A 24719-nucleotide genomic window follows, 5' to 3' on the forward strand; every position below is an offset into this window, starting at 1 on the left:
ACGTTCACCCCCGGAAAACACCACGCCGGGCCGCCTCCGTCTCGTACCGTCGAGCCGGGACCGACGACGCACGTCCGCCTGCCGGCTCGGTGGCGGGAAACGTGACGTGTCGTACGCCGGGACCCTGATCGGGTCCGACCGCACGGGGTACAGGAGTGGGCATGGAGATCGGAATCATCGGGTCGGGGCACATCGGGGGCACCCTCACCCGTCGTCTGCGTTCACTCGGTCACGACGTCGCGGTGGCCAACTCCCGCGGGCCACAGAGCCTGTCCGACCTGGCCGCCGAGACCGGCGCCCGGGCGGTGCCGGTGGAGGAGGCCGTGCAGGGCGCCGAGCTGGTGGTCGTCGCGATCCCGCTGAAGGCGGTGCCGCAGCTTCCGGCGGCGCTGTTCGACGGCAAGCTCGTGGTCGACGCCAACAACTACTACCCCCAGCGGGACGGCGACATCGCCGAGCTGCTCGACCGCAGCCTCAGCTCCAGCCGCTGGACCGCCGACCACCTCAAGGGCGCCCGGGTGGTGAAGGTCTTCAACAACATCCAGGCCGCGCACCTGATGGACGAGGGCAAGCCGGCGGGTACGGCGGGCCGGATCGCGCTGCCGGTGGCCGGCGACGACGCGGACGCCAAGCGGATCGTGATGGGTCTGGTGGACGAGCTGGGCTTCGACCCGGTCGACGCGGGCACCCTGGACGAGAGCTGGCGGCAGCAGCCGGACACGCCCGTCTACGGCACCGACCGGGACGCCGACGGCGTACGCGAAGGGTTGGCCGCGGCGCGGCCGTGACAAGCATGGAAAAGGCCCCGCCGGATGCGTCCGGCGGGGCCTTTCGGCGTTTCGGTGGATCAGTCGTCGCCGCCGCCCGGCTTCGGGGCGCAGATGAAGCGCGGCTCGGCGTCGTAGCGCCAGCTGAACTTCTCCCGCTTGAACACCTTGCCGTCCTTCTTGATGACCCGGTACGCGTCCTGGGCGAACCCGACGCTGCCGGTCGCGGCGATGCAGCTCGGTCCCGGCGTCAGGTAGACCGTCTTCGGCTGGGTGATGTTGCGGCGCGGGCCGTACTCGGTCTTCACGCTGTCGTAGATCTTGGTGCTCCAGATCGAGACGGTGATCGAGCTGGACGTGTACGACGTGTCGATCAGGACGCCGTAGGGCGTGTTGTTGCGGAACTTGAAGTCGAGCTGCGGCCAGTAGATGGTCGACTCGATCACTGCCGGGTAGCGGCTGAAGTAGAACGAGTGCGGCTTGTGCTCGACGTCCTCCAGCCCGGCATAGTAGGTGGCGTTGAACAGCGTGGTGGTGAACTGGGAGACGCCACCGCCGACACCCGGCACCAGCTTGCCGCCGACGATCGTCGGCGCGTCCTTGTAGCCCTGGTCGTAGCCGCGTTCGCCGGTGTGCCCGTTCAGGGAGAACGTCTCGCCCGGCTTCACCAGCGCGCCGTCCACGTCCTTCGCGGCGCGGACGATGTTCTGGCTGCGCGGCGACGAGAGACCGCCGGTGAAGTGGGTGGTGAAGCTCGACACCCGCTCCTTGATGCCGAGCTTCGCCAGCTCCGCCTCGGTCAGTTCGGGGGCGGCCGGCTTCAGTTCGGCGGTCACCGTACGGCCCTCGGTCTTCGGGAGCACCGCGAGCAGCGCCGGGCCGAGCGCGGCGGCGTCGACCTGGCGTCCGGCCTTGCTGGGCAGCACCTTCGGCTTGCCGCCGCTGATGGTCAGCCCGGCGTCCCGCGGCTCGACCTCGAGCTTGGTCAGCTGGTCCCCGAGCGCGGTACGCAGCCGCTTGACGTCGACCTTCGGGGTGAGCGTGCCGGCGTCGTCGGCGGAGAAGCGCAGCGAGCGGGCGATGGCGGCTGGCGGGATGGTGACCGAGCCGCCGTCGGTGGTGAGCGTGACCGGCGCGGCCACCGCGGGCCGGGCCAGCTCGGCGACGAGGCGGTCCACCTCCTCGCGGGTGGTCGCCGGCCACTTCTCGACGAGCGGCACGGTGACCGGCTCGGCGGCCAGCCACCCGGCCTTCACCACTGCGGTGGCGCCGTCGGTGTCGATCGTCAGCGCCGGCTTCGGGTAGACCGGCTTCGGTGTGGTGCCGGTCCAGATGATCGCCGGCATGGTCATCTCGCGACCCTGCGTGCCCATCACCCTGCGGAGGGCCGCGCCCAGCTTGGCCTGGTCGACGGTGACCACCGGCTCGACCGCCCGGGAGCCGACGAGCCGGCTCACCGCGTGCGCGTCGGCCTCGGCGGCGGCCGCCACCGTGGCGTCCACGTCGATGGTGAGCCCCACCTCGGACGGCTTCAGCTCGGCCTTGTTCTCACCGACTGTGACAGCGAGCGGGGCGTTGAGCGTGTCGGCCCGGCGTTCCAGCTCGGCGCGGAGCGCCTGGGCCGCCTCCGCCTTGCTCCGCCCGCCCAGCTCGGTGCCGAGCACAGTGGTGCCGCGGGGCACGTCGCCGGCGTACGCGTAGGCGCCCAGGCCGACACCGCCGGCGAGCACGGCCGCAACGATCCCGCCGGCCAGCAGCAGCCGGGCCCGTCGCGAGCGTGCGGGCTTGGCCGCGCCGCCTCCGGGTGGTGTGGCGACCGGCTCCATCTCGACGCCGGGCCAGCTCACCGCCGCCACCTTGATGGTGGGACGGTCGTCGGCAGCCGGCATCTTCTCGCCGTACATCGTCACTGCAACCTCGATCGGAAGTACACGCGGGGACCGCTTCCCCCGCGGGAGACACCTACGGTAACCAACGCTCGGGCCCGCCGGGAGGGTCCGGCCCGGCGGTCGTGTCGGGTGACCGCCGGTGTCGCACCGATCACCCGTTTCGGGGCCGTGCCGCGGTACGGATCGTGGCACGGTGAGTCGGTGCGGACACAGGATCGGGTGCCGGCGTACGGCGGCGGATGGCTGGACCGGGCGGCGGCGCGGCGCACGGACGCGGACTGGCTGGCCGAGCGGCTGACCGATCCGGCGAGCGTGGTGCTGCCGCTGTGGCGGGACCGCTGCCTGGCCGACGGGGACGGCCCGGTCCGGCTCACCGGGGAACGTGCGTCGGCCGTCCGGGCCGCCGCGGGCGAGACCGTCTTCCTCGGGGTCGACGGGGACGCCGCCGTGTTCGCCGCGGATCTGTCCGCGTTGGGCGAGCGGGCCGCCGTGGAGGCGGCGGCCGCGACGCGTGCCGTCGACCTGCGGGCGTTCGCGGGCCGGCTCGACCCGGCCGGTGCGGCCGTTCAGGCGTACGCCAGGGGGTTGCTGTCGTGGCACCGGCAGCAGCGATACTGCGGCGCGTGCGGGGCGGCGGCGGTGGCCGGCGGCGGCGGACACGTCCGGACCTGCGCGGACGCGGAGTGCGGACGGCTGCTGTTCCCCCGGATCGAGCCGGCCGTCATCATGCTCGTCGAGGCGCCCGGCCCGCCGGGGCGCTGCCTGCTGGCCCGGCACGCGGGCGCGGCCGAGGGGTCCTATTCGACGCTCGCCGGGTTCGTCGAGGTCGGTGAGAGCCTGGAGGACGCGGTCCGCCGCGAGCTGGCGGAGGAGGCGGGGGTGACAGTCACCGACGTGACCTACCAGGGGTCGCAGGCGTGGCCGTTCCCCGCCGGCCTGATGGTGGCGTTCCGGGCCGTCGCCACCTCCGAGCAGGTCCGCGTCGACGGGGAGGAACTGCTGGAGGCGCGCTGGTTCAGCCGGGCGGAGCTGCGGGAGCGGATCGCGTCCGGTCGGCCGCTGGGCCGGGTGGACTCGATCGATCACCTGTTGCTGGGTGACTGGCTGTCCGCCGAGGCGCCGGCACGGCCATCAGCAGTGTCGTGACCGCGGCCGTGGCGAGGGCCGCGACGACGAGACCGCCGACGGTACGCGGGCGCACGGTCGCGGCGACTGTCACCAGCGCGGCCGTGCCGAACCACAGTGGCGCCGCCGCCCACCTGACGCCCCCGGCGAGGCGGTCGTTGAGCAGCACGAACGTCACCGCGTAGAGCGCGCCGACGGCGGCGAACAGCGGCGCGTACCGGCCGAGCGCCGTGTAGCCGGGTCCGCCGACGAGCCGGAAGGCCAGCCCGCCGGCGACAGCCGACGCGCCCACCAGGACCAGACCGCAGGCACCGGTCACCGCGAGCGCGACGGTGCGGCTGCGGCGGTCCCCACGGGCCAGGCGCGGCAGCGCCAGGACGGCGGCGACCTGCGGCGCCCAGAGCGCGCCCTTGGTCAGAACCGTCCCCACCGAGTACGCCCCGGAGCCCGAGGGCGGCAGCAGTTGCCGGGCCAGCAGCAGGTCGGCGTAGGAGACGACGAGCATCGCCAGCGTCGCGCCGCATCCGGCGGTCACCTGGGCGACAGTCAGGCGCGGGGCGGCCGAGGGACGCCGGGGCGTACCGGTGAGCCAGGCCAGCGCCGGTGGCGCCAGCGCGGCGGTGAGCGCACCGATGCCGAGCGCGCCGGTCAGGCCCGCGCCGAGCAGCAGCCCCACGATCACCCCGCCGTAGCGGGCGGCGGCGAGCAGCGCCATCGCGGTGGCGAGCCGCAGGAAGCGCTGACCGCCCTGCAGTTCGCCGAGCGAACGCGACGAGAGCACCACCGAGGCGGTGGTGACCGCCAGCAGCGCCGGTACCACAGTCGGCAGGTCCAGCGCGGCGACCAGCACCGGCGTCGCCACCAGCAGGGCACCCGCGCAGAGGGCGGCGGTCAGCACGGTGAGCCGCCGGGTGTCGGACGGGCCGTGCCGGGCGTGGTGCACCGCGACCGCGAGTTGCAGGCCGAGCCCCGGCACACCGGCGATGGCGACCAGGCCGAGGGCGGTGGCGAGCGCGCCGAGGTCGTCCGCGTCGAGCTTCCGGGCGGCGAGCACCGGCACCAGGTAGGCCAGGCCGTTCACCAGGACCCCGGCGAGCGTGACGGCGACGCCCGCCGCACCCAGCCCGGTCCTCCGGCCGCCCGCCGGCTCGGGGCCCGGCCGGCCCTCGCTCACGTGATCTCCGAGACGCGGGACGCCGGACCGCCGTCCGGTCCCGGCGCGGCGTCCGGCCCCGGCCGCCCGTCCGGGTCGGGCTCGGCACGACCGTCCAGATCCGCATCCCGGTCCGGCTCCGGCTCGGCGTCGAGGTCCGGCGCTCGATCAGGACCCGCGCCCGGGTCGATGTGGGCGGTGGGAGCCGCGGCGGCCCCGGCGAGGGCGGGGACGAGCGCCGGCTGTCCGGCCGGCTCCGGCATCCGGGGAGCCGGCACGGTCACGGCTGCGGCCGAGGCCGGGCTGATCCGGCGTACCGGCCGTCGGCGGGCGGTAGTGGAGAGCCAGAGCGCACCCAGCGCGGCGACAGTCACGAGCTGCGGCAGCGCGTCGGTGTGCCGGTCGGCCGACTCCAGGTAGATCCATCCGGCGAGCACGACGAGCGCGCCGGGGAGCCACGTCTCGGCGGCCCGGGCGATTCTCCTGACCCGCCTGGGGTCACCGGTCCAGGGCAGGCGGCGCGGCCCGGGTACGGCGAGCATGAAGCCCGCCGCGACCAGCAGGGCACCGATGAGACCGCTGTGGAGCACGAGCGCGGCGGCGCCGACTGCCAGCAGCGGCAGCGAGCGGGTGAGCCGTCGCCGGGCCGCCGGTGCGACGACGACCGCGCGATCCCCGGCGGGCTGGCGGTCGGGCAGCACCGCGAGCAGGACCACCACCGCCAGCAGGACGCCGCCGAGCAGCAGACCCATCCGGTACGGGGTGTCCGGCGTGAAACGCAGCACCACGTCCCCGGAGACACCGGCGGGGAGGATCCAGCCCTGCTGCCAGCCGTCCACCACGAGCGGGGTGAGCGTCGTGCCGCCGATGGTCGCCTGCCAGCCGGTGTTCGTGTTCTCCCGGACCGCGAGCACCCGGTCGACGGAGTGCTCGGACACCCGTACCCGCCGCTCGGTGGCCGACCAGGAACCCACCTCGATGTCGCCGGCGGTGGCCGCCGCGGCGGGCGTCGCGGTCCGTGGCGTCAGCGCGACGCGGGTGGCGGTGGCGAGCGTGCTCGCGGTGGTGACGAGGCGGTGCTCGCCGCTGCCCAGGTCGAGCTGCTTCGGCGTGGTCCGGCCGCAGGCGGTGACCGGCATCTCGCGCAGTTCCAGCAGGTCGCGGACGGTCCCGGTGAGCGTGGTGGTGATCCGGGACGAGCCGACCTGAAGCGTCGGGCCGGAGCCGCAGGCCAGCTTCAGCGGCGTCTCCGGGCGGGGTGCGACAGTGGTCCCGAGGGGCAGCACCGTCACCTCGCCGACAGCGATGGGCAGCGGCTCGGGCAGGCGCAGGCCGTACGGGTCGGTGCTGGTGGCGGACGGCTTGTCGAGGAACTGGATGGTGATCGAGTCGGTCCGCATCGGCGGGTCGAGCGTGAGCACCCCGTCGTTGGTGAGCAGGTTGCTGCGGAACCCGTCGTTGCCGACCACCCGGACGCTGCCGAGCCGGGTGGCGGCGGTCCCCTCCTCGACGGTGAACCGGATCTTGCTGATGACCTGCGGTTCGAGCCAGGTGAGGCGCAGGATCGGCGCCTCGTCGTTCAGCGCCGGTGACCAGCTCGTGGCCGGGTCGCCGTCGAGGACCGCGCCGGGCCGGCCGGCCGGGTCGGGCACCGCCGTCGAGGACGCGGTGACCTGCGGCGCGAGGCGCAACGGCTGGGCGTCGGCGACCAGCTTGTCCAAGGCCTCGTTCAGCTCCGGGCCGGGGGTCGGTCGCGCCCACAGCTTCGCGTCGTACGTCCCGGCGACCGGCAGCGTGAAGGTGCGGTCGATGGTGGAGGCGTCCTCCGAGCCGCGGATCGCGTCGGTGGAGCAGCGCGGCCGGCCGTCGACGGTGAAACAGGCGGGCGTGGACGGCGCCGCCGACACGACGACGCCGGCCGGCTGCTCGGTTGCGGGGGCGGCGGGCAACTGGAGCGTCCGGCCGGTTTCGACGCCAGGAATCTTGATCTCGCTGATGCCGACCGACTTGTCGCCGAACGGGCGCAGGTCGAACGCGGCGTCGACGGAGACCTCGACCTTGCGGGTGGCGTGCACGCCGGGCAGCTCGAAGACCATGTGGTCACCGAACTGCTCGACGGTGCGGCTCTCGTACCCGGCGGTCACGGTGACCGTGGTGGGCAGGGCGTCGGCCTTCAGGTCGAACCACACCTCCACCCGGGTGACCCGGGTCGGGTTCGCCAGGTTCACCTCGATCCACTGCTTGTCGCTGTCCGAGTGCGGCGCCGACCGCCAGGACGTGGCGGTGTTTCCGTCCATCGCCGCGTACGGCTGGTACTCCGGCCGGGCGCCGCCGGTGGCGTCGATCTGAGAGCGGGCGGTCGAGGCGCGGATCCCGCTGATGCCCTCGAAACGCGCGACTGTCGACCACTCCGGCCCCCAGTCGGGCAGGTAGTCGTGCGCGGGCGCGGACACCGCGAAGGTGTCGTCGGCGGTGAGCGTCTGGGAGGAGTTGTCGCGCAGCCGGCCGAACGAGACGTCGCGCCGGCGCAGCCCGTCGGTCATCACGACCCGCCCGCTGGTCTCGCCGGCCTTCACGTCGCCGGCCAGGATCGTGGGCGCGGCGCCGAGCTGGCCCGAGGCGGCCAGGTCGAGCAGCGACTCGGGACCGCCGACGACAGTGGTCACGTCGTCGCGGTCGTACGCGACCACCGGCTGGACGGGCCGGTCCACCCGGTACACCTCGAGCGCCCGTCCGGGCACGTCCAGGCCCTGGTCGCGGAACTCGTCAGGGGTGTCGGAGCCGCCGCGTACCGGGCCGAAGGACACCACGCGGGTCAGCCCAGGCGAGCGTTCCAGCGCCTGCCGGACGACCGCCGGGCGGGCCGTGTCCGAGCGGCCGTGGTCGAGGTCGGCGCGGAACAGGACGTGGCTGATCCCCGAGCGGGCGAGCAGGTCGGCCAGGCCGGTCGAACCGGCGCCGGTGGCGAGCGTCGACTCGATCGCGTCCAGCAGCCGGATCGTGGCGGGCGGGGTGAACGGGATGGCGTTGCGGACCGCCCACCGGCTGTCCAGCAGCGGCTGGGCGATCTCGTCGGTGGTGCTGCCCCAGTCGTACGCGGGGAAGCGCGCGCCGGGGACGACGAGCACGCGTCCGCGTCCGGTGTTCGCGTCCAGCCAGTCGGTGGCCTCGTGCCAGTAGCCGGGCACGTCCTTCACCGCTCCCGGGGTGGCGAGGCCACCGGCGAGCGCCGGCGAGGCGACGCCCGCGACCGCGACCATCGCCGTGCCGGCGGTGAGCCAGGCCCGGGCGGTGGCACGACCGCGGCGCTGCTCGGGCGCGGTCCGGGCGGCGCGTACGGCGAGGCTGACCAGGTGCGCCAGGCCGAGCGCCAGCGGCAGGCGCAGCAGCACGTCGAACTTGTGCACGTTGCGCAGCGGGGCGCCGATGCCGTCGAGGAACTGCTGCTGCGGCCCGGCGAGGATGTTCGGCAGGTCGCCGGTGTGCCCGAGCCCGACGAGCGCGACGCCGACCAGCAGGCCGGTGATGAGGAACCGGCGGTGCGGCATGCCGCGCCGGGACAGGCCGAGCACGCCGAGCGCGGCGACCGCCAGGGTGGCCACGACGAGCAGCGTGTCGTTGGCCAGCCGGGCGCCGGCCGGGATGTTCGCGCCGAACGGGGAGGCCAGGTACGCGACCCAGTAGGAGGCGCCGCGCAGCGTCGTCACCGCGTCGGTGACGCTCGTGGTGTTGCGGGCGGTCTCGATGTAGTCCAGGAACGGCGGGCTGTACCGGCCGAGGACCAGCAGCGGGATCAGCCACCACGCGGTGGCCAGGGCGACCGCGCCGCACCAGGCCGCGAGGGCGGTGACGCGGCGGCGCAGCGGCCGGAGCGTGGCGAGCCAGAGCAGGGCGAGCGGCACCACGGCGGCGACGGCGGTGGCGTTGACGCCGCCCGCGCAGGCGACGGCGACCGCCGACCCGGCGACCGCACGCCGCAGCCGGGCGCCCCGGGCGAGCCCCACGAGCGGGATGAGCACCCACGGTGCGACGGCGCTGGGCCAGGACTCCACCGACGACCAGCCGAGCTGGGTCAGGATGCGCGGCGACAGCGCGAACGCGACACCGGCGATCATCCGGCCCGCGGGGCTGCCGATGCCGAGCCGGCCCGCCAGCCGCACCACACCGAGGTACGCGACGCAGAACAGCAGCGCCCACCAGAACCGCTGGACGATCCACGGCGCGATGCCCAGTTCCGTCCCGAGCAGGAAGAACGGGCCCATCGGCCAGAGATATCCGTACGCCTGGTTCTGGAGCTGGCCGAACGTGCCGGTGGGATCCCACAGGTGCAGCGAGCGCAGCAGCCAGCCCGCCGGGTTGACGTTCAGGTCGACCTTGGTGTCCGGTACGACCTGCCCGGGTGCCTGCTGGAAGGCGAGGGCGGTGAGCGCGAGGCAGATCGTCAGGTGCCGGAACCGTCGCGCCGTCTGCCGGGCACGGCCGGTCTCCCGGGCCGGGGTGTCCGTCCCCGTCGGCGACGTTGTCGTCCCGTCCGCACGCATTTTCGGCTCCCGTCTCCGCCGGCCGTACGCGCACCTGCAACATGACGCGTGTCGCGCGACGTTATCCGGACCGGACGCGCAGTGGCGACCTGGGGGCGCGGCGAGGCGTTATCAGGAGAACGGCCGTCCCCACGGCGTGTAAGCGTGTGGCAGGCTGCCGACCATGTCAATGCCACAAGCAGCGGCCGAGACGCATCCGGCAGCCGTCGGCGCGGAGGACGACGGACCCGGACCGATCGGTCGCTGGATCGCCGCCGACCGCGTCCGCGCGGTCGCGATCGCCCTCATCGTCGTGTCCGTCGCGTCGCGCGCCGGGCTGGCCGCCCGTGGCTGGTTCTCGCAGGACGAGTTCGTCATCGCCGCGCAGGTGCTCGACACCCGCCTGGACCCGGACTACCTGCTGGGCACGTTCAACAACCACCTCATGCCGGCCGGGCTGGCGGTCGCGTGGCTGATGGTCCGGGCGGCCGGTTTCGCCGGCTGGCCGTGGATCCTGCTGCTGGCGGCCGGGCAGGCGGCGGTGGGGATCGCCCTCTACCGGCTGCTGCGTGACCTGCTGCGGCCCGGCTGGGGGCTGCTGGTCCCGCTGAGCCTGTTCCTGTTCAGCCCGCTGACGCTCGAGGTGTCGTCGCTGTGGCTGGTCGGGCTGCTCGTGCTGCCGCCGCAGCTCGCCCTGGTCCTCGCGGTGGCGGCCCAGGTCCGCTACGTGCGTACCGGCCGTAGGCGGCACCTCGTGCTGGTGGCGTTCTGGGTGGTGTTCGGCCTGCTCTTCGACACCAAGGCGCTGCTGATCGTGCCGCTGCTGTTCCTGCTGACCGCGTTCCTGTTCACCAAGGGCCGCGCGTGGCGCAGCCTGGTGAGCACTGTCGTGCGGTTCTGGCCGGCGTGGCTGATGCTCACCGTGCTGTCCGGGGCGTACCTGGCGTACTACCTGACCCGCCCGGCCCGTGGGCTGGACGAGCCCACCTCGGTCGGGCAGGTCTTCTCCTTCCTCGGCGACCTGATCGGCGACACGGTGGTGCCGGGCCTGCTCGGCGGGCCGTGGCGCTGGACGTACGCCGGTGACGGGCCGCCGCTGTCCGACCCGTACGACATCGCGAAGTGGCTGTCGTGGGCGGTGCTCGCGGCGCTGATCGTGGTCACCGTGCGGCGGCGGCCGACCGCCGGGCGGGCCTGGCTGCTGCTCGCCTGCTACCTCGGCCTGGTCGCGGCGCTGTTCGCGGTGACCCGGCTCGGCGGACCGTTGGGACCGCTGGTCGGCGTCGTCCCCCGGTACGTCGCGGACGTGGTGCTGGTGGCCGCGATCTGCGTCGGGGTGGCGCTGCTCGGGATGAAGGACAGCGACGAGGACGACGTCTCCGCGTGGCCGCTGCCGACCGTGCTGCGGGAGCCGGGCGCCTTCGCGGTCGGCCTGGTCTCGATGGTCGTGCTGCTGGCCACCATCGGGGTGGGCACGCTGTGGAGCACCGCGCGGTTCGGCGACAACTGGAGCACCAAGCACGGGCGGGACTACCTGGCCACCACGCAGGCCGAGCTGGCCGCCGCGCCGCCGGGCACCGTCTTCTTCGACACGATCGTGCCGGACCGGGTGGTGGCCGGGTACTTCTGGCCGGACAACCTCCAGTCCCACTTCTTCCGTCCGGCCCAGCGCCGGCCGACGTTCGTGACGATGAGCGAGAAGCCGTCGACGTTCGACGAGAACGGCCGGATCCGGCCGGTGGTGGTCGAGGGGCGCAAGGTCGCGCCCGGCACCGTGGAGGGCTGCGGGCACCTGGCCGAGGGCGGCCGGACCGCCCGGATCCCGATGGACGGCTACCTGGTGGAGTGGCCGTACGTGGTGCACTTCGGCTACGTCGGCTCCGGTGACTCGACGGCGGTGTTCAAGCTCGGCGACGCCACCCGCGAGATCACGCTGAAGGAAGGGCTGAACGACGTGTTCTTCATGCTCGAGGGCGCCGGCTCCGCCGTCGAGCTGACCGTGAACACGCCGGGCGTCCGGCTGTGCACCAACCTGATCACCATCGGCCGGGCGGTGCCGAAGCCGTAATGACCGGACGTCCCGCCGAGGCCGGCGGCCCCGCGCTCCGGCGGTGGCGGGAGACGCTGCCGCTGTACCTCGTGGCGGTCGTCGTCACCGCGTTGATCCTGGCGCCGCTCGTGGCGCCGGGCTACGCGCTGCGGTACGACATGGTGTTCGTCCCCCGGCAGCCGCTGAGCTGGGATCTGGTGGCCCCGGCGCAGAGCCTGCCCCGGGCGGTGCCGATGGACGCGCTGGTCTCGCTGGTGACCCAGCTCGTGCCGGGCTGGGTGGTGCAGCGGGTGGCGCTGGCCGGTGCGGTCCTGTTCGCCGCAGTGGGCGCCGGACGGCTGGTGCCGACGCAGCGGCGTGCGGTGCAACTCGTGGCCGCCGTGGCGTACGCGTGGACGCCGTACCTGGCCGAGCGGCTGCTGATCGGGCAGTGGGGGCTGCTGCTGGCGTACGCCGCACTGCCGTGGCTGGTGCGGGCGGCGCTGGACCTGCGGGCGGGCCGTGACGGCGCGCTCGCCCGGGTGGTGCTGCTCGCCGCGCCCGCCGCGATCACCCCGACCGGTGGCCTGATCGCGCTGGCGACGGTGCTGGTGCTGGCGGCGGACCGGGCCCGGCTCCGCCCGTCGGCGGTCGCGGTGGGCGGTGTCGCGCTGCTGAACGCCCCGTGGATCGTGGCGGCCCTGGTCACCGGCGCGGGTGGCACGTCCGACCCGGCGGGTGTGGCGGCGTTCTCGGCGCGCGCCGAGAACTGGGCCGGCCCGCTGGTGGCGCTCGCGGGCACCGGCGGCATCTGGAACGTGCAGGCGACCCCGTCCAGCCGGTCCGCCACGCTGGCCCCGCTGGCGACTGTGGTGCTCGTGGTCCTGGCGGTGGCCGGCGCGGGCCTGCTGCGGCGCCGGCTGCCGGCGGGCGCGGCGGTACGGCTGGGCGTGCTGGCCGGCGGCGGGTACCTGCTGGCCGCCCTCGCCGTGCTGCCCGGCGGGAACGCGGCGCTGAGCTGGGCGGTGGCGCACGTGCCGGGCGCGGGACTGCTCCGCGACGGGCAGAAGTTCCTCGCGCCGTACGCCCTCGTGCTGGTGGTGTGCGCGGCGCTGGGCGCCGAGCGGCTGGTGGCCCGGATCGACCGGGAGGTCGGCGGGATCGTGCTGGCCGGGCTGCTGCTCCTGCCGGTGGCCGCGATGCCGGACCTGGCGTTCGGCGGCGCCGGCCGGATCAGCCCGGTGCGCTACCCGGCGGACTGGCGGGCGGTCGCCGAGCGCCTGCCCGACGACCCGGGGGAGGTCCTCGCCCTGCCGCTGACCACCTACCGGGCCTATCCGTGGAACCCGGGGCGGGTGGTGCTCGACCCGGCGCCCCGCTATCTGCCGGGAACCGTGCTCACCGACGACACGCTGGTGGTCGACGACGTCGCGGTGGCCGGGGAGAATCCGCGCCTGCGCGAGGTGCGCCGGGTGCTCGCCGAGGGGCGGCCCGTCTCGGCCACCGGGGTGGGCTGGGTGGTGGTGCAGCACGGTACGCCGAGCACAGTGGACCCGGCCGTTCTGACCGGTCTCGACCTCCGGTACGAGGGGGAGTCGCTGAGCCTCTACCGGAACCCGGCCGCCTCGGGTTCGCCGCCGCGGACCGGAGCGAGCCGCTGGCTGGTCGTGCTGGCGTGCGGAACTGCCGTTCTGGCGGTCATGGCTGCCGCCTTTTCGACCCTACGCCGGCGAGCTACTGCGTGGTAACGTCCGCTCGCACGTCTCACCATCGGAGGAATGGCATGCGTAGAGCTTTGACCCTTGTCGTGTCCGGCCTGGTGGCGGCGTTGCTCGGGGTCCTGGCCCTCGGCGGGCTCTCGGCCGCCGCGACCGCCACGGCCGAGGAGGCCGCGACCGAGGCGCGCAACGCCACGGAGGCGGCCAAGCGGGCCGGGAAGCAGGACCCGTACGCCCCCGAGGTCTACGGCAACAGGTAGGACGGGTCGCCCCGCCGCTGGACCGGGCGGGGCGAGTCCGCAGTCTCCAGCAGGGTCGCGAAGCGTTCCCCCGCCACCGGCCAGGTGAAGTTCGCCGCGTGCCGCCGGGCCTGGGCGCCCATCTCCTGACGCATCTCGTCGTCGTGCAGCAGCGCGCGCACCTTCGCCAGGTAGTCGTCGATGTCGTCGGCCAGCAGGCCGGTACGCCCGTCCACCACCGCCTCCGCGACGCCGCCCGCCTCCCGGAACGCCACTGTCGGCGTACCCGCCGCGCCGGCCTCCACGATCGTCAGCCCCCAGCCCTCCTTGAGTGACGGCGTCAGGGCGACCCAGGCCGAGGCGAGCAGCGCGGCCTTCTCCTCCTCTGTCACGAAGCCCCGGAAGTCCACCCGGTCGGCGATGTCCAGCTCGTCGGCGACCTCACGCAGGTGCGATTCCCACCAGCCCTGACCGGCGACCACCAGCCGGAGCTGGGGCAGCTCGTCGGCGAGCGCCGCGACCGCACGCAGCGCCACCTCCACCCGCTTGTGCGGCACCAGCCGGTTCAGCGTCACGAGCAGGGGGAACGGGGCGCGCTCGGCGTCGGTGCGGGGCAGCTCCGGCGTGCCGTTGTAGACCACCGACACCTGCTCCGGTGGTACGCCGAGGGTGGCGAGTTCGCGCCGGGTCGCCTCGGACACGGTGACGTACCGGCAGCGCCGGTAGACGCGTACCGCAAGCGACGACTCGACCCACCAGCCGAACCGGGCGGCCCACTGCGGCAGGACCACCGGCCACTGCTCGCGGTGCACGTGGTGGATCAGCTTGACCACCGGGCGCCGGGCCCAGAGCGGGGAGAGGAACGGCAGGCCGTTGCAGACGTCGACGAGGATGTCCGGCCGGCCGCCCCGGCGTGCGGCGAGCGGGCCGAGGCCGAACGCCCCGGCCAGGTAGCAGAGCGCGGCCCACACGTAGACGGTGTGCCGGCCACCGCGCCGGACGAACCGGATGCCCTCGTCGTTCACCTCGTCGGCGGGAGCCTCGCGGTGCGCGGCGCAGAACAGGGTGGCGCGGAATCCGCGCGCCACCAGCTCGGCGGCGATCCGTTCCACGTACACCTCGGAACCGCCGCCCTCGGGGTTGCGAGTGTCTCGCCAGTTGAGGAACAGCACGTGTCCGGGCATGCCGAAGCGACGCTCCACGCGAACCCTACTCTCAAGTAATTTAGCGGTGCGCGTCACATTAAGGGCTGGGACTTGCGCCCGGCAATGCCCCGAGTGGCGGCGTTGAGCCGCCGGGCGTCGCGGTATGACGATCGGTGTTCGGTCGGTGACCCTCAGGCGGGCGCCGCGACGTCCGGCGTGGTGGCGGCCGGTGTCCCCGGCGCCGGTCCGCGTCCGGTCGGCCGGCGGCGGCGTTGCGTGCCGAGCATCTGAAGCGGGCGCTCGACGCCGTAGTAGCTGGCCGCCGCGTACATCAGCCCGAAGATCATGGTCAGGGCGAAGACGTCGACGAAATCGCCGGTGAACAGCGGCCGGTCCTCGAGCAGGTAGATCAGCTCGATGACCAGCGGGTGCCACAGGAACAGGCCGTACGAGACGTGGCCCATCCAGCGTGCCCAACCGCTGCTGAAGGCCTCCTTGGCCCGGGTCTGCCCGCCGAACGCCACCGGGATCGTGATCAGGACGGCGATCAGGAGGTAGAGCGCCAGCTTGGTGCCGAACTCGGTGGCGGTCGGGCTGGTCAGGTCGCGCGGGCCGGCGATCGGCGTCGTCGCGATCGCCATCACCGCGACCGCTGCCGCCCAGCAGGCGAGCGGTGCCGAGGCGAGGTCGTCGAGCACGCGGAAGGCGGCCGGCGCGGTGCCGGTACGCAGAGCCACGTGCGCCGCGGCCAGCGCCATGCCGCCGCCGAACCAGGCGCCGTACGACGGGAACCACATCGTGTGCAGCGCGCCGTCGAGCCAGCCGGCGCCCATCATGGCGACCCACGCGAGGGTCAGCAGCGCCCCGGAGGAGGCGAGCAGCACGGTGCGGACGGGACGCCACGTCCGGCCCACGGCGAGCACGGCGAGCAGCGGCAGGAGCAGGTAGAAGACGACCTCGGTGGCGAGGCTCCAGGTCTGGCTGAGCCCGTGCCCGAGCTGGCCGGCTTCGTAGATCTGGGTGAGCGTGAGGTGGCGCAGCCAGTCACCGGCCGACACCGGGTGGTTGCCGGGCAGGACGACGAAACAGACCACCACCGCCAGCCAGTACGCGGGCAGGATTCGCAGCGCCCGGCGCCAGAAGTACCGCTCGGTGCGGGGCCGCGGCCGTCCGGTGGCGACGCTGAGCGCCCACGGGCGGAACAGCAGGAAGCCGGAGAGCACGAAGAAGATCGCCACGCCCACGTCCAGGCGCGCCAACCAGCCGCCCCACGTGGTGTTCATGGTGACGGCGGTCTGGAAGCCGACGTGGTGACCGACGACCGCCACCGCGCCGATCGCTCGCAGCGCGTCGAGGGCGGGAAGACGGCCCGTTACCGGTGGCTCCGGGATTGTTGGCGTGGTGGCTGTGGACATCTGGACATCCAGGGGGTCGCTTTTGCAGGTGACTGGGGAGTAACCTCCCGCCAATGCTAAGGATCGGGTGCCCCGGACGACAGACCGCAGGGCGGCAGGTTACAGGAGGATGAGTGAAGCTTCGCGTGGGCGCCGCGCTCTTCGGGCTAGGTGTCTTGTTGCTGGTCTTCGCGGCCGGGCTGCCGTTCTACGTGGCCCCCGCCGTGACCAAGCTGCCCTATGACCTGGAACCAACGACGTCCGTCGCGGAGGCGAAGGGCGCGAAGTTCCTACAGATCAAGTCCGAAGCCGGCGCGGTGAGCATCGAGGTGCCGCAGGCCGATCTCGTATCGAGCATCGAGGTCATCCCGCAGCCGGAGGACACCAAGGACCGCGTGCCCAAGGAGCTGAAGGGCGACGCGGTCATCTGGAACGTCTTCCAGACGGTCAAGCGCAGCGACAACCAGGATGTGATCAGCCAGTACAGCACCGAGCTGGCGCTCTACCGGATCTCCGGCGCGGCGGCGCCGTGGGACGAGCAGTGGCTCAACGAGTCCGGCGCGGAGCAGACCCCGGTCGGCAACGTGCGTTACTCGGGCCAGATCTACAAGTTCCCGTTCGGCACCGGCAAGCGTGACTACCAGGTGTTCGACCGCGACCTGAAGAAGACGTTCCCGGCGCGGTTCACCGGCACCGAGAAGATCAAGGGCGTCGAGACGTACCGCTTCGAGCAGCGGATCGAGAACGAGCCGCTGAACACCCCGGCGGACAGCGTCAAGACGCTGCTGGGCAAGTTCGCCCCGACCGCGACCAGCGGCCAGGTCGTCTACAGCAACACCCGTACGCTCTGGGTCGACCCGGTGACCGGCGCCTACATCAAGGTGCGCGAGCAGCAGTACAAGGAGCTGCGTCCGGACACCGGCGCCCCGACCGTGCTGCTGGACGCGGACTTCAACTACAACGACGACACGATCAGCCGCAGCGTCGAGACGGTGAAGGACAACCGTTTCAAGATCGGCATGATCAGTGTCTGGGGCCCGATCATCGCCGGCGTGCTCGGCCTGATCGCCCTGATCGCGGGCGTGTGGCTGGTGACCCGGCCCAAGGGCGACGGCAACGCCCGGCACCGCGCGGACGCGCCGACCTCCGACCCGACGCCCACCCGCGTCGACCAGGAGCCCGTGGGTGGCCCGCTCGACGACGAGATCCCGCCGGCGTCGACGAACTGGCGGTCCGACGACCCGTCGGTGCCGGCCCAGCGTTCGGGCGCCGGTGAGGTGGAGCGCCGCTGACCGGTGAGCCGTAAGCACGACGGAGGGGTGGGCCGCATCGCGGTCCACCCCTCCGTCGTGAAGATCTCCCATGCGGGCGAACCTACTTTACATTCGTTACTCGATTGTAACGGCGAGATATCCGGTGACTTTCCGTCGCGCTCACCGTCATCTATGCCCGGTTTGCCGCGACATTTCGCCCTCCAGGCCGCCCCTGGCCTGGGATTTCGTGACGCGTGGTCACCTCCCCGTCTCACCCCGGTGTTACCGCCGGGTAATCGGGGGGTTGTGAGCTGCACCGCATCGGGTGCACGATCAGGCTCGATCGTTACCCGTCGGTAACAGAGGACGGGCCCGGCGCGGGCCGCCGGTTCCCCACCGGCCGCCGCGCACATTCGTTCGAGGAGGAACCCGTGCAGAATCGGCTCGACAACCAGGGTCGTACCCGGTGGCGGCGGTTCGCCGCCATGATCGTGCCCACCACGGCCGCCGCCGGTGCCATCCTGTTCGGCATGTCGACCGGCGCCATCGCCTCCGACATCACCGTGTCCGGGCAGACGTTCAAGATCGGCGCCGACCGCCTGGAGGGTGAGGGCTTCAAGCAGTACGGCGGCATCGTCCGCGAGAAGGGCGAGGACGGCAAGGCCGGCGCGACCCGCCCGGTCGCGATGGCCGAGATCAGCAGCGCCGAGCTGTACAAGCTCTGCCAGTCCGTCCGCGCCGACCTGCCCGGCCTGCCGGTGGTGCTCACCATCAACGCCGGTGAGGGCAAGGAGCCCGCCCGGGCCAAGGACCTCGTGATCGCGATGGACTCGCTCGAGGGCAACGCGACCTTCACCAACATCAAGATCGGACGCGACGCCAGCGACCTCAACCCGACGGCGCAGCGCGGCTCGTTCGGCCAGAACTCCGACCGCGTGACCATCCGTGACCTGAAGCAGGTCTCCCGCTACACCACCTCCTCGACGTTCAACCTGGTCGGGCTGCGGCTCAAGGTCAACGTGGGCGACGACGCCAAGGGCAAGGAGTGCTTCTGAGCTGAGCACGGCCCGCGGTGGCCGACCACCGCGGGCCCGCCCGACCGTCCCCGTCCCCGCTCCGCCAGGAGGAGTACGTGACAACCGTCGACCCGTCCCACGCCCGGCCCGGCACCGCGGCCCGGGCATGGCGGACCTTCCGCCGCTGGCAGCGGAGCCGGCCGTTCTGGGGTGGCCTGTTGATCATCCTGGCCGGGGTGGAGATGCTCGCCTCCACCCGGTTGACCCTCAACGGCCTGAGCTTCAGCAGCGGCGCCACCGGCCTGCTCTCGCTGCTGATCCCGGGCATCCTGGTGACCTGCGGGGTGCTGCTCTGGCTCAGCCCGCCGCAGCGGCTGTTCTACTCCATCGTCGCGGCGATCACCGCCGTCTACTCCCTGATCGGGCTCAACCTCGGCGGCTTCTTCCTCGGCCTGCTGCTCGGCATCGTGGGCAGCGCGCTCGCGTTCGCCTGGGTGCCGACCCCTCCGGCTGGTCCCGCCGGTCCGGCCGCCGACGAACCCGACACCGAGGCGGACGCCGAACCCGGCACCGCCGCGGACGCCGAGGCCGACACCGTCGTGGACGCGCAGCCCGTGGACACGCAGCCCGCGGACGAGCGACCGACCGTCGAGGTGCCGGCCGGCGTACGGCCGGCCGTCGAGCAGCCGACTGCCGAGCGGCCGGGCGGGGAGCGGCCGGTCCCTCGGCAGTCGGTGAACGGGCAGGCGGCCGGATCCGACGGCGGGCCGCCGGAGTGGGCGGGCCGTTCGGCGGACCCGCGCGCCTTCGGCATCGTCCTCGTGGTGCTCGGCCTCGCCACCGCCGGCCTCGCCGTGCAGCCGCGCGCGGTGCAGGCCGCCCCGAACAAGCCCGCCGCCACTGCCTGCCCGTCGAAGCCCGCCACGCCGGCGCCCGGCGCGAGCGCGCCCACGGCGACGCCCACCCCGTCGCCGAGCGCGAGCCCGACGCGGGCGGGCAACATCATCACCGACTTCTTCGAGGGGATCGGTGACCTGTTCAAGGGCAGCAGCAAGAAGAGCGAGACGCCCTCGCCCACGCCGACCGCGAGCGGATCGGCGGCCCCGACGAGCAAGCCGACGGCCCGTCCCGGGTCGACCGAGTGCCCGGCGCCGGACAAGCCGGGCAAGGTGGACCCGGCGAAGCCCGGCAAGGTGGAACCGGGCAAGCCCCTGCCGCGTATCGCCGCGGACCCGGGCCTGCCGAAGGTGGGCCGGACGCCGTCGAAGCTCACCGGCTCCAAGGTGGCCATGACCGGGCTGCGGTTCGAGGGGATCACCGACCTGCAGACCGAGCAGGGTGCGCTCAAGGTGCTGAAGTTCAGCATGAAGGAGGCGGTGACCGACGACTTCCTGCTGGTCGCCGACGGTCCACTCGGTCGCACCCAGCGGTACGTGACCCCTCAGCTCGTCGTCCGCGACGACGTCGCGTTCTACTGCACCCGGTTCGTCGGCAAGCTCGCCGGCATCAAGCTGACGCTGACCCCGGACCTGCCGTTCCCGGACGGGCTGCCGGTCACGCTGCCCTTCAAGGTGACGTTCACCGACCCGGTCATCGACCTGGCGTACGTCACCAGCAACACGTTGACCGGCGAGCCGCTGCGGTTGACCCTCGGCGCGTAGGGCGACGGGTGCCGGCGGACGCACCGCCGGCACCCGGACCACGGCTCAGAGCCGGGCCAACGCCTTGCGCAGCGGGTCCAGCCCCAGCGAGCCCAGGTCGAGCGCCTGGCGGTGGAACTCCTTGAGGTCGAAGTCGGCTCCCTTGCGGGCCTTCGCGTCCTCCCGGGCCTGCAACCAGATCCGCTCGCCCACCTTGTACGAGGGGGCCTGCCCGGGCCAGCCCAGGTAGCGGTTCAGCTCGAAGCGCAGGTTCTCGTCCGGCACGCGGCAGTGCGCCCGCATGAACTCCCAGCCCAGCTCCGGCGTCCACCGCTCGCCCGGGTGGAAGCCGAACGGGTTGTCCTTCGGGATCTCCAGCTCCAGGTGCATGCCGATGTCCACGATGACCCGGGCCGCGCGCAGCGCCTGCCCGTCGAGCATGCCGAGCCGGTCACCCGGGTCGTCGAGGTAGCCCAGCTCGTCCATCAGCCGCTCGGAGTAGAGCGCCCAGCCCTCGCCGTGCCCGGAGACCCAGCACAGCAGCCGCTGCCAGCGGTTGAGCAGGTCGGCCCGGACGGCGGTCTGGGCGACCTGGAGGTGGTGACCCGGCACGCCTTCGTGGTAGACGGTGGTCACCTCGCGCCAGGTGGAGAAGTCGGTGATGCCCTGCGGCACCGCCCACCACATCCGTCCCGGCCGGGAGAAGTCCTCGCTCGGGCCGGTGTAGTAGATGGCGCCGTCGCTCGTCGGCGCGAGGCAGCACTCGATCCGGCGTACCTGCTCCGGGATGTCGAAGTGGGTGCCGTTCAGCTCGGTGATCGCCCTGTCGGCGAGCGCCTGCATCCAGTCCCGGAACGCCTCCTTGCCGCGTACCGTCCGCGCCGGGTCGGCGTCGAGCGCGCGTACCGCGTCGTCGACCGAGGCGCCGCGCCCGGCGATCCGCGCGGCCACCGCGCGCATCTCGGCCTCCAGCCGGGCCAGCTCGGCGAAACCCCAGGCGTACGTCTCGTCCAGATCGACAGTCGCGCCGAGGAAGTACTGCGAGGCCAGCTCGTAGCGCTCCCGCCCGGCGGCCTGCTTCTCCCGGCCCACCGGCGCCAGCTCGGTGCGCAGGAACTGCCCGAACTCGGCGGTGGCGGCGGTCGCGGCGGCGGCGCCCTTGCGCAGCTCCGCGCCGAGCGCGCCGTCGGCGTCGATCCGCTCGACCAGCCCGTGGAAGAAGTTGTCGCCCTCCGGGTCGACCCAGACGTCGCACTGCTTGGCGACCTCGACGAGCTGCACCCGCGAGCTGACCCGTCCCGCGGCGGCGGCCTCGCGCAGCGTCCGCTTGTAGCCGTCCAGCGCGGACGCGAAACGGTTGAGCCGCGCGGCCACGTTCGCCCGGGCTTCCTCGCCGTCGGTCGGCATGAGGTCGAAGACCATCCGGATCTCGTGCAGTCCGCTCGCAATCACGTTGACCTCGCTGCCGGTCTCGCCCGCGTCGTAGCGGGCCAGCTCCAGGCCGAGGCGCTCCTGCATGGCCTCCTGGGCGGTCCGCTCCGCCTCGGTCTCCGGCTCGGTCACGTCGAGTTCGCCGAGCGTGCGGCGGGCCAGGTCGGCGCGGGCGGCGTAACCCTCGGGCGACAGGTCGTCGAGCTGGTCGTCGTAGCCGGCGATGCCGACGTAGGTGGCGCCGGTCGGGCTCAGCGGCGCCCACTCGGCCACGTACCGGTTGGCGAGGTCATCGATTCGTCCCACGAGGCGACCCTACGTGACCCCGCATCCGGAATACCGCGCGACTTCGTCGTACCTCTGCGGCAGAGTGTCATGGGTGACCGTCGAGATCACTCCTGACCGGGCCCCGGTGCGCAGCTGGCTGCCCGGGTTCGTCGCACTCGCCGCCATCTGGGGTTCCAGCTTCCTGTTCATCAAGGTGGGCGTGGCCGAGCTGCACCCCGTGCACCTCACCCTCTACCGGGTGGCCACCGGCGCGCTGACGCTGCTCGTGGTGCTCGCGGTGCTGCGCGACCGGCTGCCCCGCGAGCCCCGGGTCTGGGCGCACATGCTCGTGGTGGCCGCGTTCGGCGTGGCGGTGCCGTTCACGCTGTTCGGCTACGGCGAGCAGCGGGTCGAGTCGATGCTCGCCGGCATCTGGAACGCCACCACGCCACTGATCGTGCTGCCGCTGGCGGTGCTGGTGTTCCGCACCGAGCGGCTGACCGCCCGGCGGGCGGTCGGGCTGGGGCTGGGCTTCGTCGGCGTCCTGGTGGTGCTCGGCGTCTGGGAGGGCGTGGGCGGTGCCCACTTCGTCGGCCAGCTCATGTGCTTCGGCGCGGCGGCCTGCTACGGGCTGGCGATCCCGTACCAGAAGAAGTTCGTCGCGGGCAGCGCGTACTCCGGCCTTTCGCTGTCGGCGGCCCAGCTGCTGGTGGCGACCGCGCAGCTCGCGCTGGTCGCGCCGTTCGTCGGCACGCCGCCGTCACCGCTCGACCTCTCCCCGCGCGTGGCGGCGAGCGTGCTGGCGCTCGGCGCGCTCGGCACCGGGCTCGCCTTCGTCATCAACATGCGCAACATCCGGCTGGCCGGGGCCAGCACGGCGTCCACAGTGACCTACCTGATCCCGGTGTTCGCGGTGCTCGTCGGGGCGGTGGTGCTGGGCGAGCGGATGAACTGGCACCAACCGGTCGGCGCGTTCGTGGTGCTCGTCGGCGTCGCGGTCGCCCAGGGCCTGTTCGGGCGGCGCCGCCCGCGCCCGGACGCGGTGACACCCACCACCCGTCCGGCCGAAGCGGCCACCAGGGGCTGACCGTCAGCCGCGGCCGGCCGTCCACTTCACCAGACGGTCAGCCGTCCAGGTGTTCACCACCCGCTTCGCCGGTACGCCGCACAGCGCGGCCCGCTCGCAGCCGAAGCGCTGCCAGTCGAGCTGGCCAGGCGCGTGCGCGTCGGTGTCGATCGCGAACCGGCACCCGGCCTCCAGCGCGAGGCGGATCAGACGCTTCGGCGGGTCCTGCCGCTCCGGCCGGGAGTTGATCTCGACGGCCACGTCGTGCTCGGCGCAGGCGGCGAAGACGGCGTCCGCGTCGAACTCGCTCTCCTTGCGGGTACGCGCCCGGTGCCCCTTGTCGCCGGGCCCGGTCACCCCGGCGGGCCGGGAGGAGACCATCCGGCCGGTGCAGTGGCCGAGGATGTCCAGGTGCGGGTTCGCGATCGCGGTCAGCATCCGGCGGGTCATCTTCGCCCGGTCGTCATTCAGGCCGCTGTGCACCGAGCCGACCACCACGTCCAGGCGGGCCAGCAGGTCCTCGTCCTGGTCGAGTGAGCCGTCGGCGAGGATGTCCACCTCGATGCCGGTGAGGATCCGGAAGCCCTTCGGCAGCGCCTCGTTGACGGCGGCGACATGGTCGAGCTGCTTGCGCAGCCGCGCCGCGGTCAGGCCGCGGGCCACAGTCAGCCGGGGCGAGTGGTCGGTGAGCACGAGGTATTCGTGACCCAGCTCGACCGCGGCCAGCGCCATCTCCTCGATCGGTGAGCCACCGTCGGACCAGTCCGAGTGGGTGTGGCAGTCGCCGCGCAGCGCGTCCCGCAGCTTCGCCGCCGCCTCGTCCAGGTCGGTGCCCTCCGTCGCCAGCAACCGGCGCAGGTAGACCGGTTCCTCGCCGGCCAGCGACTCGGCCACGCAGCGGGCGGTGACGTCACCGACGCCGGACAGCTCGGTCAGCTTGCCGGTGCGGGCCCGCTCGGTCACCTCGGCGGCGGGCAGCGCGCCCAGCGTCTTCGCCGCCGACCGGAACGCCCGGACCCGGTACGTGGCCTCGTTGGCCCGTTCCAGCAGGAACGCGATCCGGCGCAGGTCGGCGATGGGATCCCGGGCAGTCATGTCCTGGAACCTACGCGCATTCGTCGCCCGCCGGGTGACCCCGCACCGCGAGCCGGTCAGCCGCCGCGCGCCTACCGGCCGGGCGCGGCCGGACAGCCGTGCTTGCGCTGCCAGGCGGTGACCTCGGTGACCGGGGAGCGGTTGCCGCCCTTGCGCCACGAGTTGAGGTACGGCGCCGGCCAGACCACTCCCCGGCGGATCCACCAGTCGTCAGCGCCCGTGCACTTCGGGGAGAGCCCGAAGTGCAGGTGGCAGACGTTGTTGGCGTTGCCGGTGCGGCCCACCTTCCCGAGCTGCTGCCCGGCGCGTACGCGTACCCCGGCGTCGACCCCGGCGGCGATCGCGCTCAGGTGCGAGCCGTAGTAGCGCACCCCGTCGTCGCCGAGCAGCGAGACCGAGAGCCCGCCGTTGTTCGGGCCCAGCGGCCCGCGCTTGTCGAACCTGTCGACGCGGCTCACCTCCAGCACCACGCCGTCGGTGACCGCCACCACCGGTTCCCCGCAGTCGGCGAACACGTCGGTGCCCGGGTAGCCGCCGTGCGTCGGGTGGTAGTCGACGTTGCCGGCCCGCACCGGGAAGACCCGCTTCAGGTCCGTGCGGGCCGGCGACGGCGCGGCGGACGAGGAGGCGGCTGGTGGCGGGGCCGGGTCGGCGGGCTGCGCGGCCGTCGTCATCGGGCTCGGCTCCTGCCACCTGTCGGCGCGCCCGGTGGTGGCGCCGCACCCGGCGGCGGCGAGCGCCGCGACGAGCAGCAGGACCGGGTACGCCGGCCGCGTCCGGCGTCCGATCGATGGCGAGCGCATCCGGTCATCCTGACAGACCACTACCGTAGGGACGAATGCCGAGCACGGGACGGGTGATCCGGGAAGGGGGCGGCGGTGACGCACGGATGGCACGGCGGACCCGAGGGGACCGGTCCGGGGGCGTTCCCGCCACCGCGTACACCCTCCGGGCTGTTCCCGTCGAGCACGT

Annotated in this window: 16 protein-coding genes and 1 pseudogene; 9 read left to right on the forward strand and 8 right to left on the reverse strand. The window is 73.3% G+C overall.

Annotation, left to right across the window (positions count from 1 at the left end; genetic code table 11):
• Window positions 1-161: 161 nt before the first annotated feature.
• Window positions 162-788, forward strand: coding sequence for an NADPH-dependent F420 reductase (locus tag IRY44_RS28705; RefSeq protein ID WP_194803287.1), 627 nt, complete (start codon window positions 162-164; stop codon window positions 786-788).
• 59 nt (window positions 789-847) lie between these two features.
• Here the strand turns inward: IRY44_RS28705 and IRY44_RS28710 are convergent, their stop codons facing one another.
• Window positions 848-2671: a VanW family protein gene (locus IRY44_RS28710; RefSeq protein WP_194803328.1), complete on the reverse strand. Its 1824-nt coding sequence runs from the start codon at window positions 2669-2671 to the stop codon at window positions 848-850.
• A 186-nt stretch (window positions 2672-2857) separates the two neighbouring features.
• Here IRY44_RS28710 and nudC point away from each other — a divergent pair.
• Window positions 2858-3781 (forward strand): annotated as a pseudogene (gene nudC / locus IRY44_RS28715) (NAD(+) diphosphatase); the annotation flags it as partial.
• Here the strand turns inward: nudC and IRY44_RS30945 are convergent.
• Both IRY44_RS30945 and IRY44_RS28720 read right to left on the reverse strand, forming a co-directional pair.
• Window positions 3672-4955 (reverse strand): lipopolysaccharide biosynthesis protein, encoded by a 1284-nt coding sequence (locus IRY44_RS30945; protein WP_269697805.1) that lies wholly within the window; start codon window positions 4953-4955, stop codon window positions 3672-3674. The pseudogene nudC and the gene IRY44_RS30945 sit on opposite strands and share 110 nt — an antisense overlap.
• Window positions 4952-9475 (reverse strand): alpha-(1->3)-arabinofuranosyltransferase family protein, encoded by a 4524-nt coding sequence (locus tag IRY44_RS28720; RefSeq protein ID WP_194803289.1) that lies wholly within the window; start codon window positions 9473-9475, stop codon window positions 4952-4954. Before IRY44_RS28720 ends, IRY44_RS30945 begins: the two co-directional genes overlap by 4 nt.
• Before the next feature lie 169 nt (window positions 9476-9644).
• On the opposite strand from IRY44_RS28720, the gene IRY44_RS28725 reads away from it, so the two are divergent.
• From IRY44_RS28725 to IRY44_RS28735, 3 genes are read left to right on the forward strand one after another with little or no spacing between them, the layout of a single operon-like run.
• On the forward strand, window positions 9645-11522 hold the full coding sequence (locus IRY44_RS28725) for a hypothetical protein (protein WP_370585035.1): 1878 nt from the start codon (window positions 9645-9647) through the stop codon (window positions 11520-11522).
• Complete coding sequence (locus IRY44_RS28730; RefSeq protein WP_194803290.1) at window positions 11522-13231, forward strand: hypothetical protein; 1710 nt, start codon at window positions 11522-11524, stop codon at window positions 13229-13231. The genes IRY44_RS28725 and IRY44_RS28730 overlap by 1 nt, the downstream gene beginning before the upstream one ends.
• A gap of 35 nt (window positions 13232-13266) precedes the next feature.
• A complete protein-coding gene (locus IRY44_RS28735; protein ID WP_091425994.1) occupies window positions 13267-13461 on the forward strand; it encodes a hypothetical protein in 195 nt (64 codons plus the stop codon).
• On the opposite strand, the gene IRY44_RS28740 is transcribed toward IRY44_RS28735, so the two are convergent.
• Complete coding sequence (locus IRY44_RS28740) at window positions 13446-14624, reverse strand: glycosyltransferase family 4 protein (RefSeq protein WP_194803330.1); 1179 nt, start codon at window positions 14622-14624, stop codon at window positions 13446-13448. The two genes, IRY44_RS28735 and IRY44_RS28740, sit on opposite strands and share 16 nt — an antisense overlap.
• A 152-nt stretch (window positions 14625-14776) precedes the next feature.
• Complete coding sequence (locus tag IRY44_RS28745) at window positions 14777-16000, reverse strand: acyltransferase (RefSeq protein ID WP_194803291.1); 1224 nt, start codon at window positions 15998-16000, stop codon at window positions 14777-14779.
• A gap of 113 nt (window positions 16001-16113) precedes the next feature.
• Here IRY44_RS28745 and IRY44_RS28750 point away from each other — a divergent pair, with 113 nt between their 5' ends.
• From IRY44_RS28750 to IRY44_RS28760, 3 genes are all read left to right on the forward strand, one after another.
• Window positions 16114-17271, forward strand: a complete 1158-nt coding sequence (locus IRY44_RS28750) for a DUF3068 domain-containing protein (RefSeq protein ID WP_120572659.1) — start codon at window positions 16114-16116, stop codon at window positions 17269-17271.
• Between the two features lie 392 nt (window positions 17272-17663).
• On the forward strand, window positions 17664-18287 hold the full coding sequence (locus tag IRY44_RS28755) for a DUF6230 family protein (RefSeq protein ID WP_194803292.1): 624 nt from the start codon (window positions 17664-17666) through the stop codon (window positions 18285-18287).
• 77 nt (window positions 18288-18364) lie between these two features.
• The gene (locus IRY44_RS28760; protein ID WP_194803293.1) at window positions 18365-19909 is read left to right on the forward strand and encodes a DUF6114 domain-containing protein; all 1545 of its coding nucleotides are present in this window, start codon (window positions 18365-18367) and stop codon (window positions 19907-19909) included.
• Between the two features lie 45 nt (window positions 19910-19954).
• Here the strand turns inward: IRY44_RS28760 and IRY44_RS28765 are convergent, their stop codons facing one another.
• Window positions 19955-21625 carry a DUF885 domain-containing protein gene (locus tag IRY44_RS28765; protein ID WP_194803294.1) on the reverse strand — a complete coding sequence of 557 codons (1671 nt, stop codon included), beginning with the start codon at window positions 21623-21625 and terminating at the stop codon, window positions 19955-19957.
• A gap of 73 nt (window positions 21626-21698) precedes the next feature.
• Here IRY44_RS28765 and IRY44_RS28770 point away from each other — a divergent pair, with 73 nt between their 5' ends.
• Window positions 21699-22673 carry a DMT family transporter gene (locus tag IRY44_RS28770; protein WP_194803295.1) on the forward strand — a complete coding sequence of 325 codons (975 nt, stop codon included), beginning with the start codon at window positions 21699-21701 and terminating at the stop codon, window positions 22671-22673.
• Between the two features lie 3 nt (window positions 22674-22676).
• Here IRY44_RS28770 and IRY44_RS28775 read toward each other — a convergent pair whose 3' ends face one another.
• Both IRY44_RS28775 and IRY44_RS28780 read right to left on the reverse strand, forming a co-directional pair.
• Window positions 22677-23747 carry a PHP domain-containing protein gene (locus IRY44_RS28775; protein ID WP_194803296.1) on the reverse strand — a complete coding sequence of 357 codons (1071 nt, stop codon included), beginning with the start codon at window positions 23745-23747 and terminating at the stop codon, window positions 22677-22679.
• Between the two features lie 71 nt (window positions 23748-23818).
• The gene (locus tag IRY44_RS28780) at window positions 23819-24550 is read right to left on the reverse strand and encodes a M23 family metallopeptidase (RefSeq protein WP_194803297.1); all 732 of its coding nucleotides are present in this window, start codon (window positions 24548-24550) and stop codon (window positions 23819-23821) included.
• Window positions 24551-24719: the final 169 nt, after the last annotated feature.

Origin of the sequence: Micromonospora sp. ANENR4 (assembly GCF_015354395.1) — a bacterium.
GTDB lineage: Bacteria > Actinomycetota > Actinomycetes > Mycobacteriales > Micromonosporaceae > Micromonospora > Micromonospora aurantiaca.

Coding starts and splice junctions, on each gene's coding strand:
- IRY44_RS28705 (WP_194803287.1), top strand. CDS start 162: ATGGAGATCGGAATCATCGGGTCGGGGCACATCGGGGGCACCCTCACC.
- IRY44_RS28710 (WP_194803328.1), bottom strand. CDS start 2,671: ATGTACGGCGAGAAGATGCCGGCTGCCGACGACCGTCCCACCATCAAG.
- IRY44_RS28720 (WP_194803289.1), bottom strand. CDS start 9,475: ATGCGTGCGGACGGGACGACAACGTCGCCGACGGGGACGGACACCCCG.
- IRY44_RS28725 (WP_370585035.1), top strand. CDS start 9,645: ATGCCACAAGCAGCGGCCGAGACGCATCCGGCAGCCGTCGGCGCGGAG.
- IRY44_RS28730 (WP_194803290.1), top strand. CDS start 11,522: ATGACCGGACGTCCCGCCGAGGCCGGCGGCCCCGCGCTCCGGCGGTGG.
- IRY44_RS28735 (WP_091425994.1), top strand. CDS start 13,267: ATGCGTAGAGCTTTGACCCTTGTCGTGTCCGGCCTGGTGGCGGCGTTG.
- IRY44_RS28740 (WP_194803330.1), bottom strand. CDS start 14,624: ATGCCCGGACACGTGCTGTTCCTCAACTGGCGAGACACTCGCAACCCC.
- IRY44_RS28745 (WP_194803291.1), bottom strand. CDS start 16,000: ATGTCCACAGCCACCACGCCAACAATCCCGGAGCCACCGGTAACGGGC.
- IRY44_RS28775 (WP_194803296.1), bottom strand. CDS start 23,747: ATGACTGCCCGGGATCCCATCGCCGACCTGCGCCGGATCGCGTTCCTG.
- IRY44_RS28780 (WP_194803297.1), bottom strand. CDS start 24,550: ATGCGCTCGCCATCGATCGGACGCCGGACGCGGCCGGCGTACCCGGTC.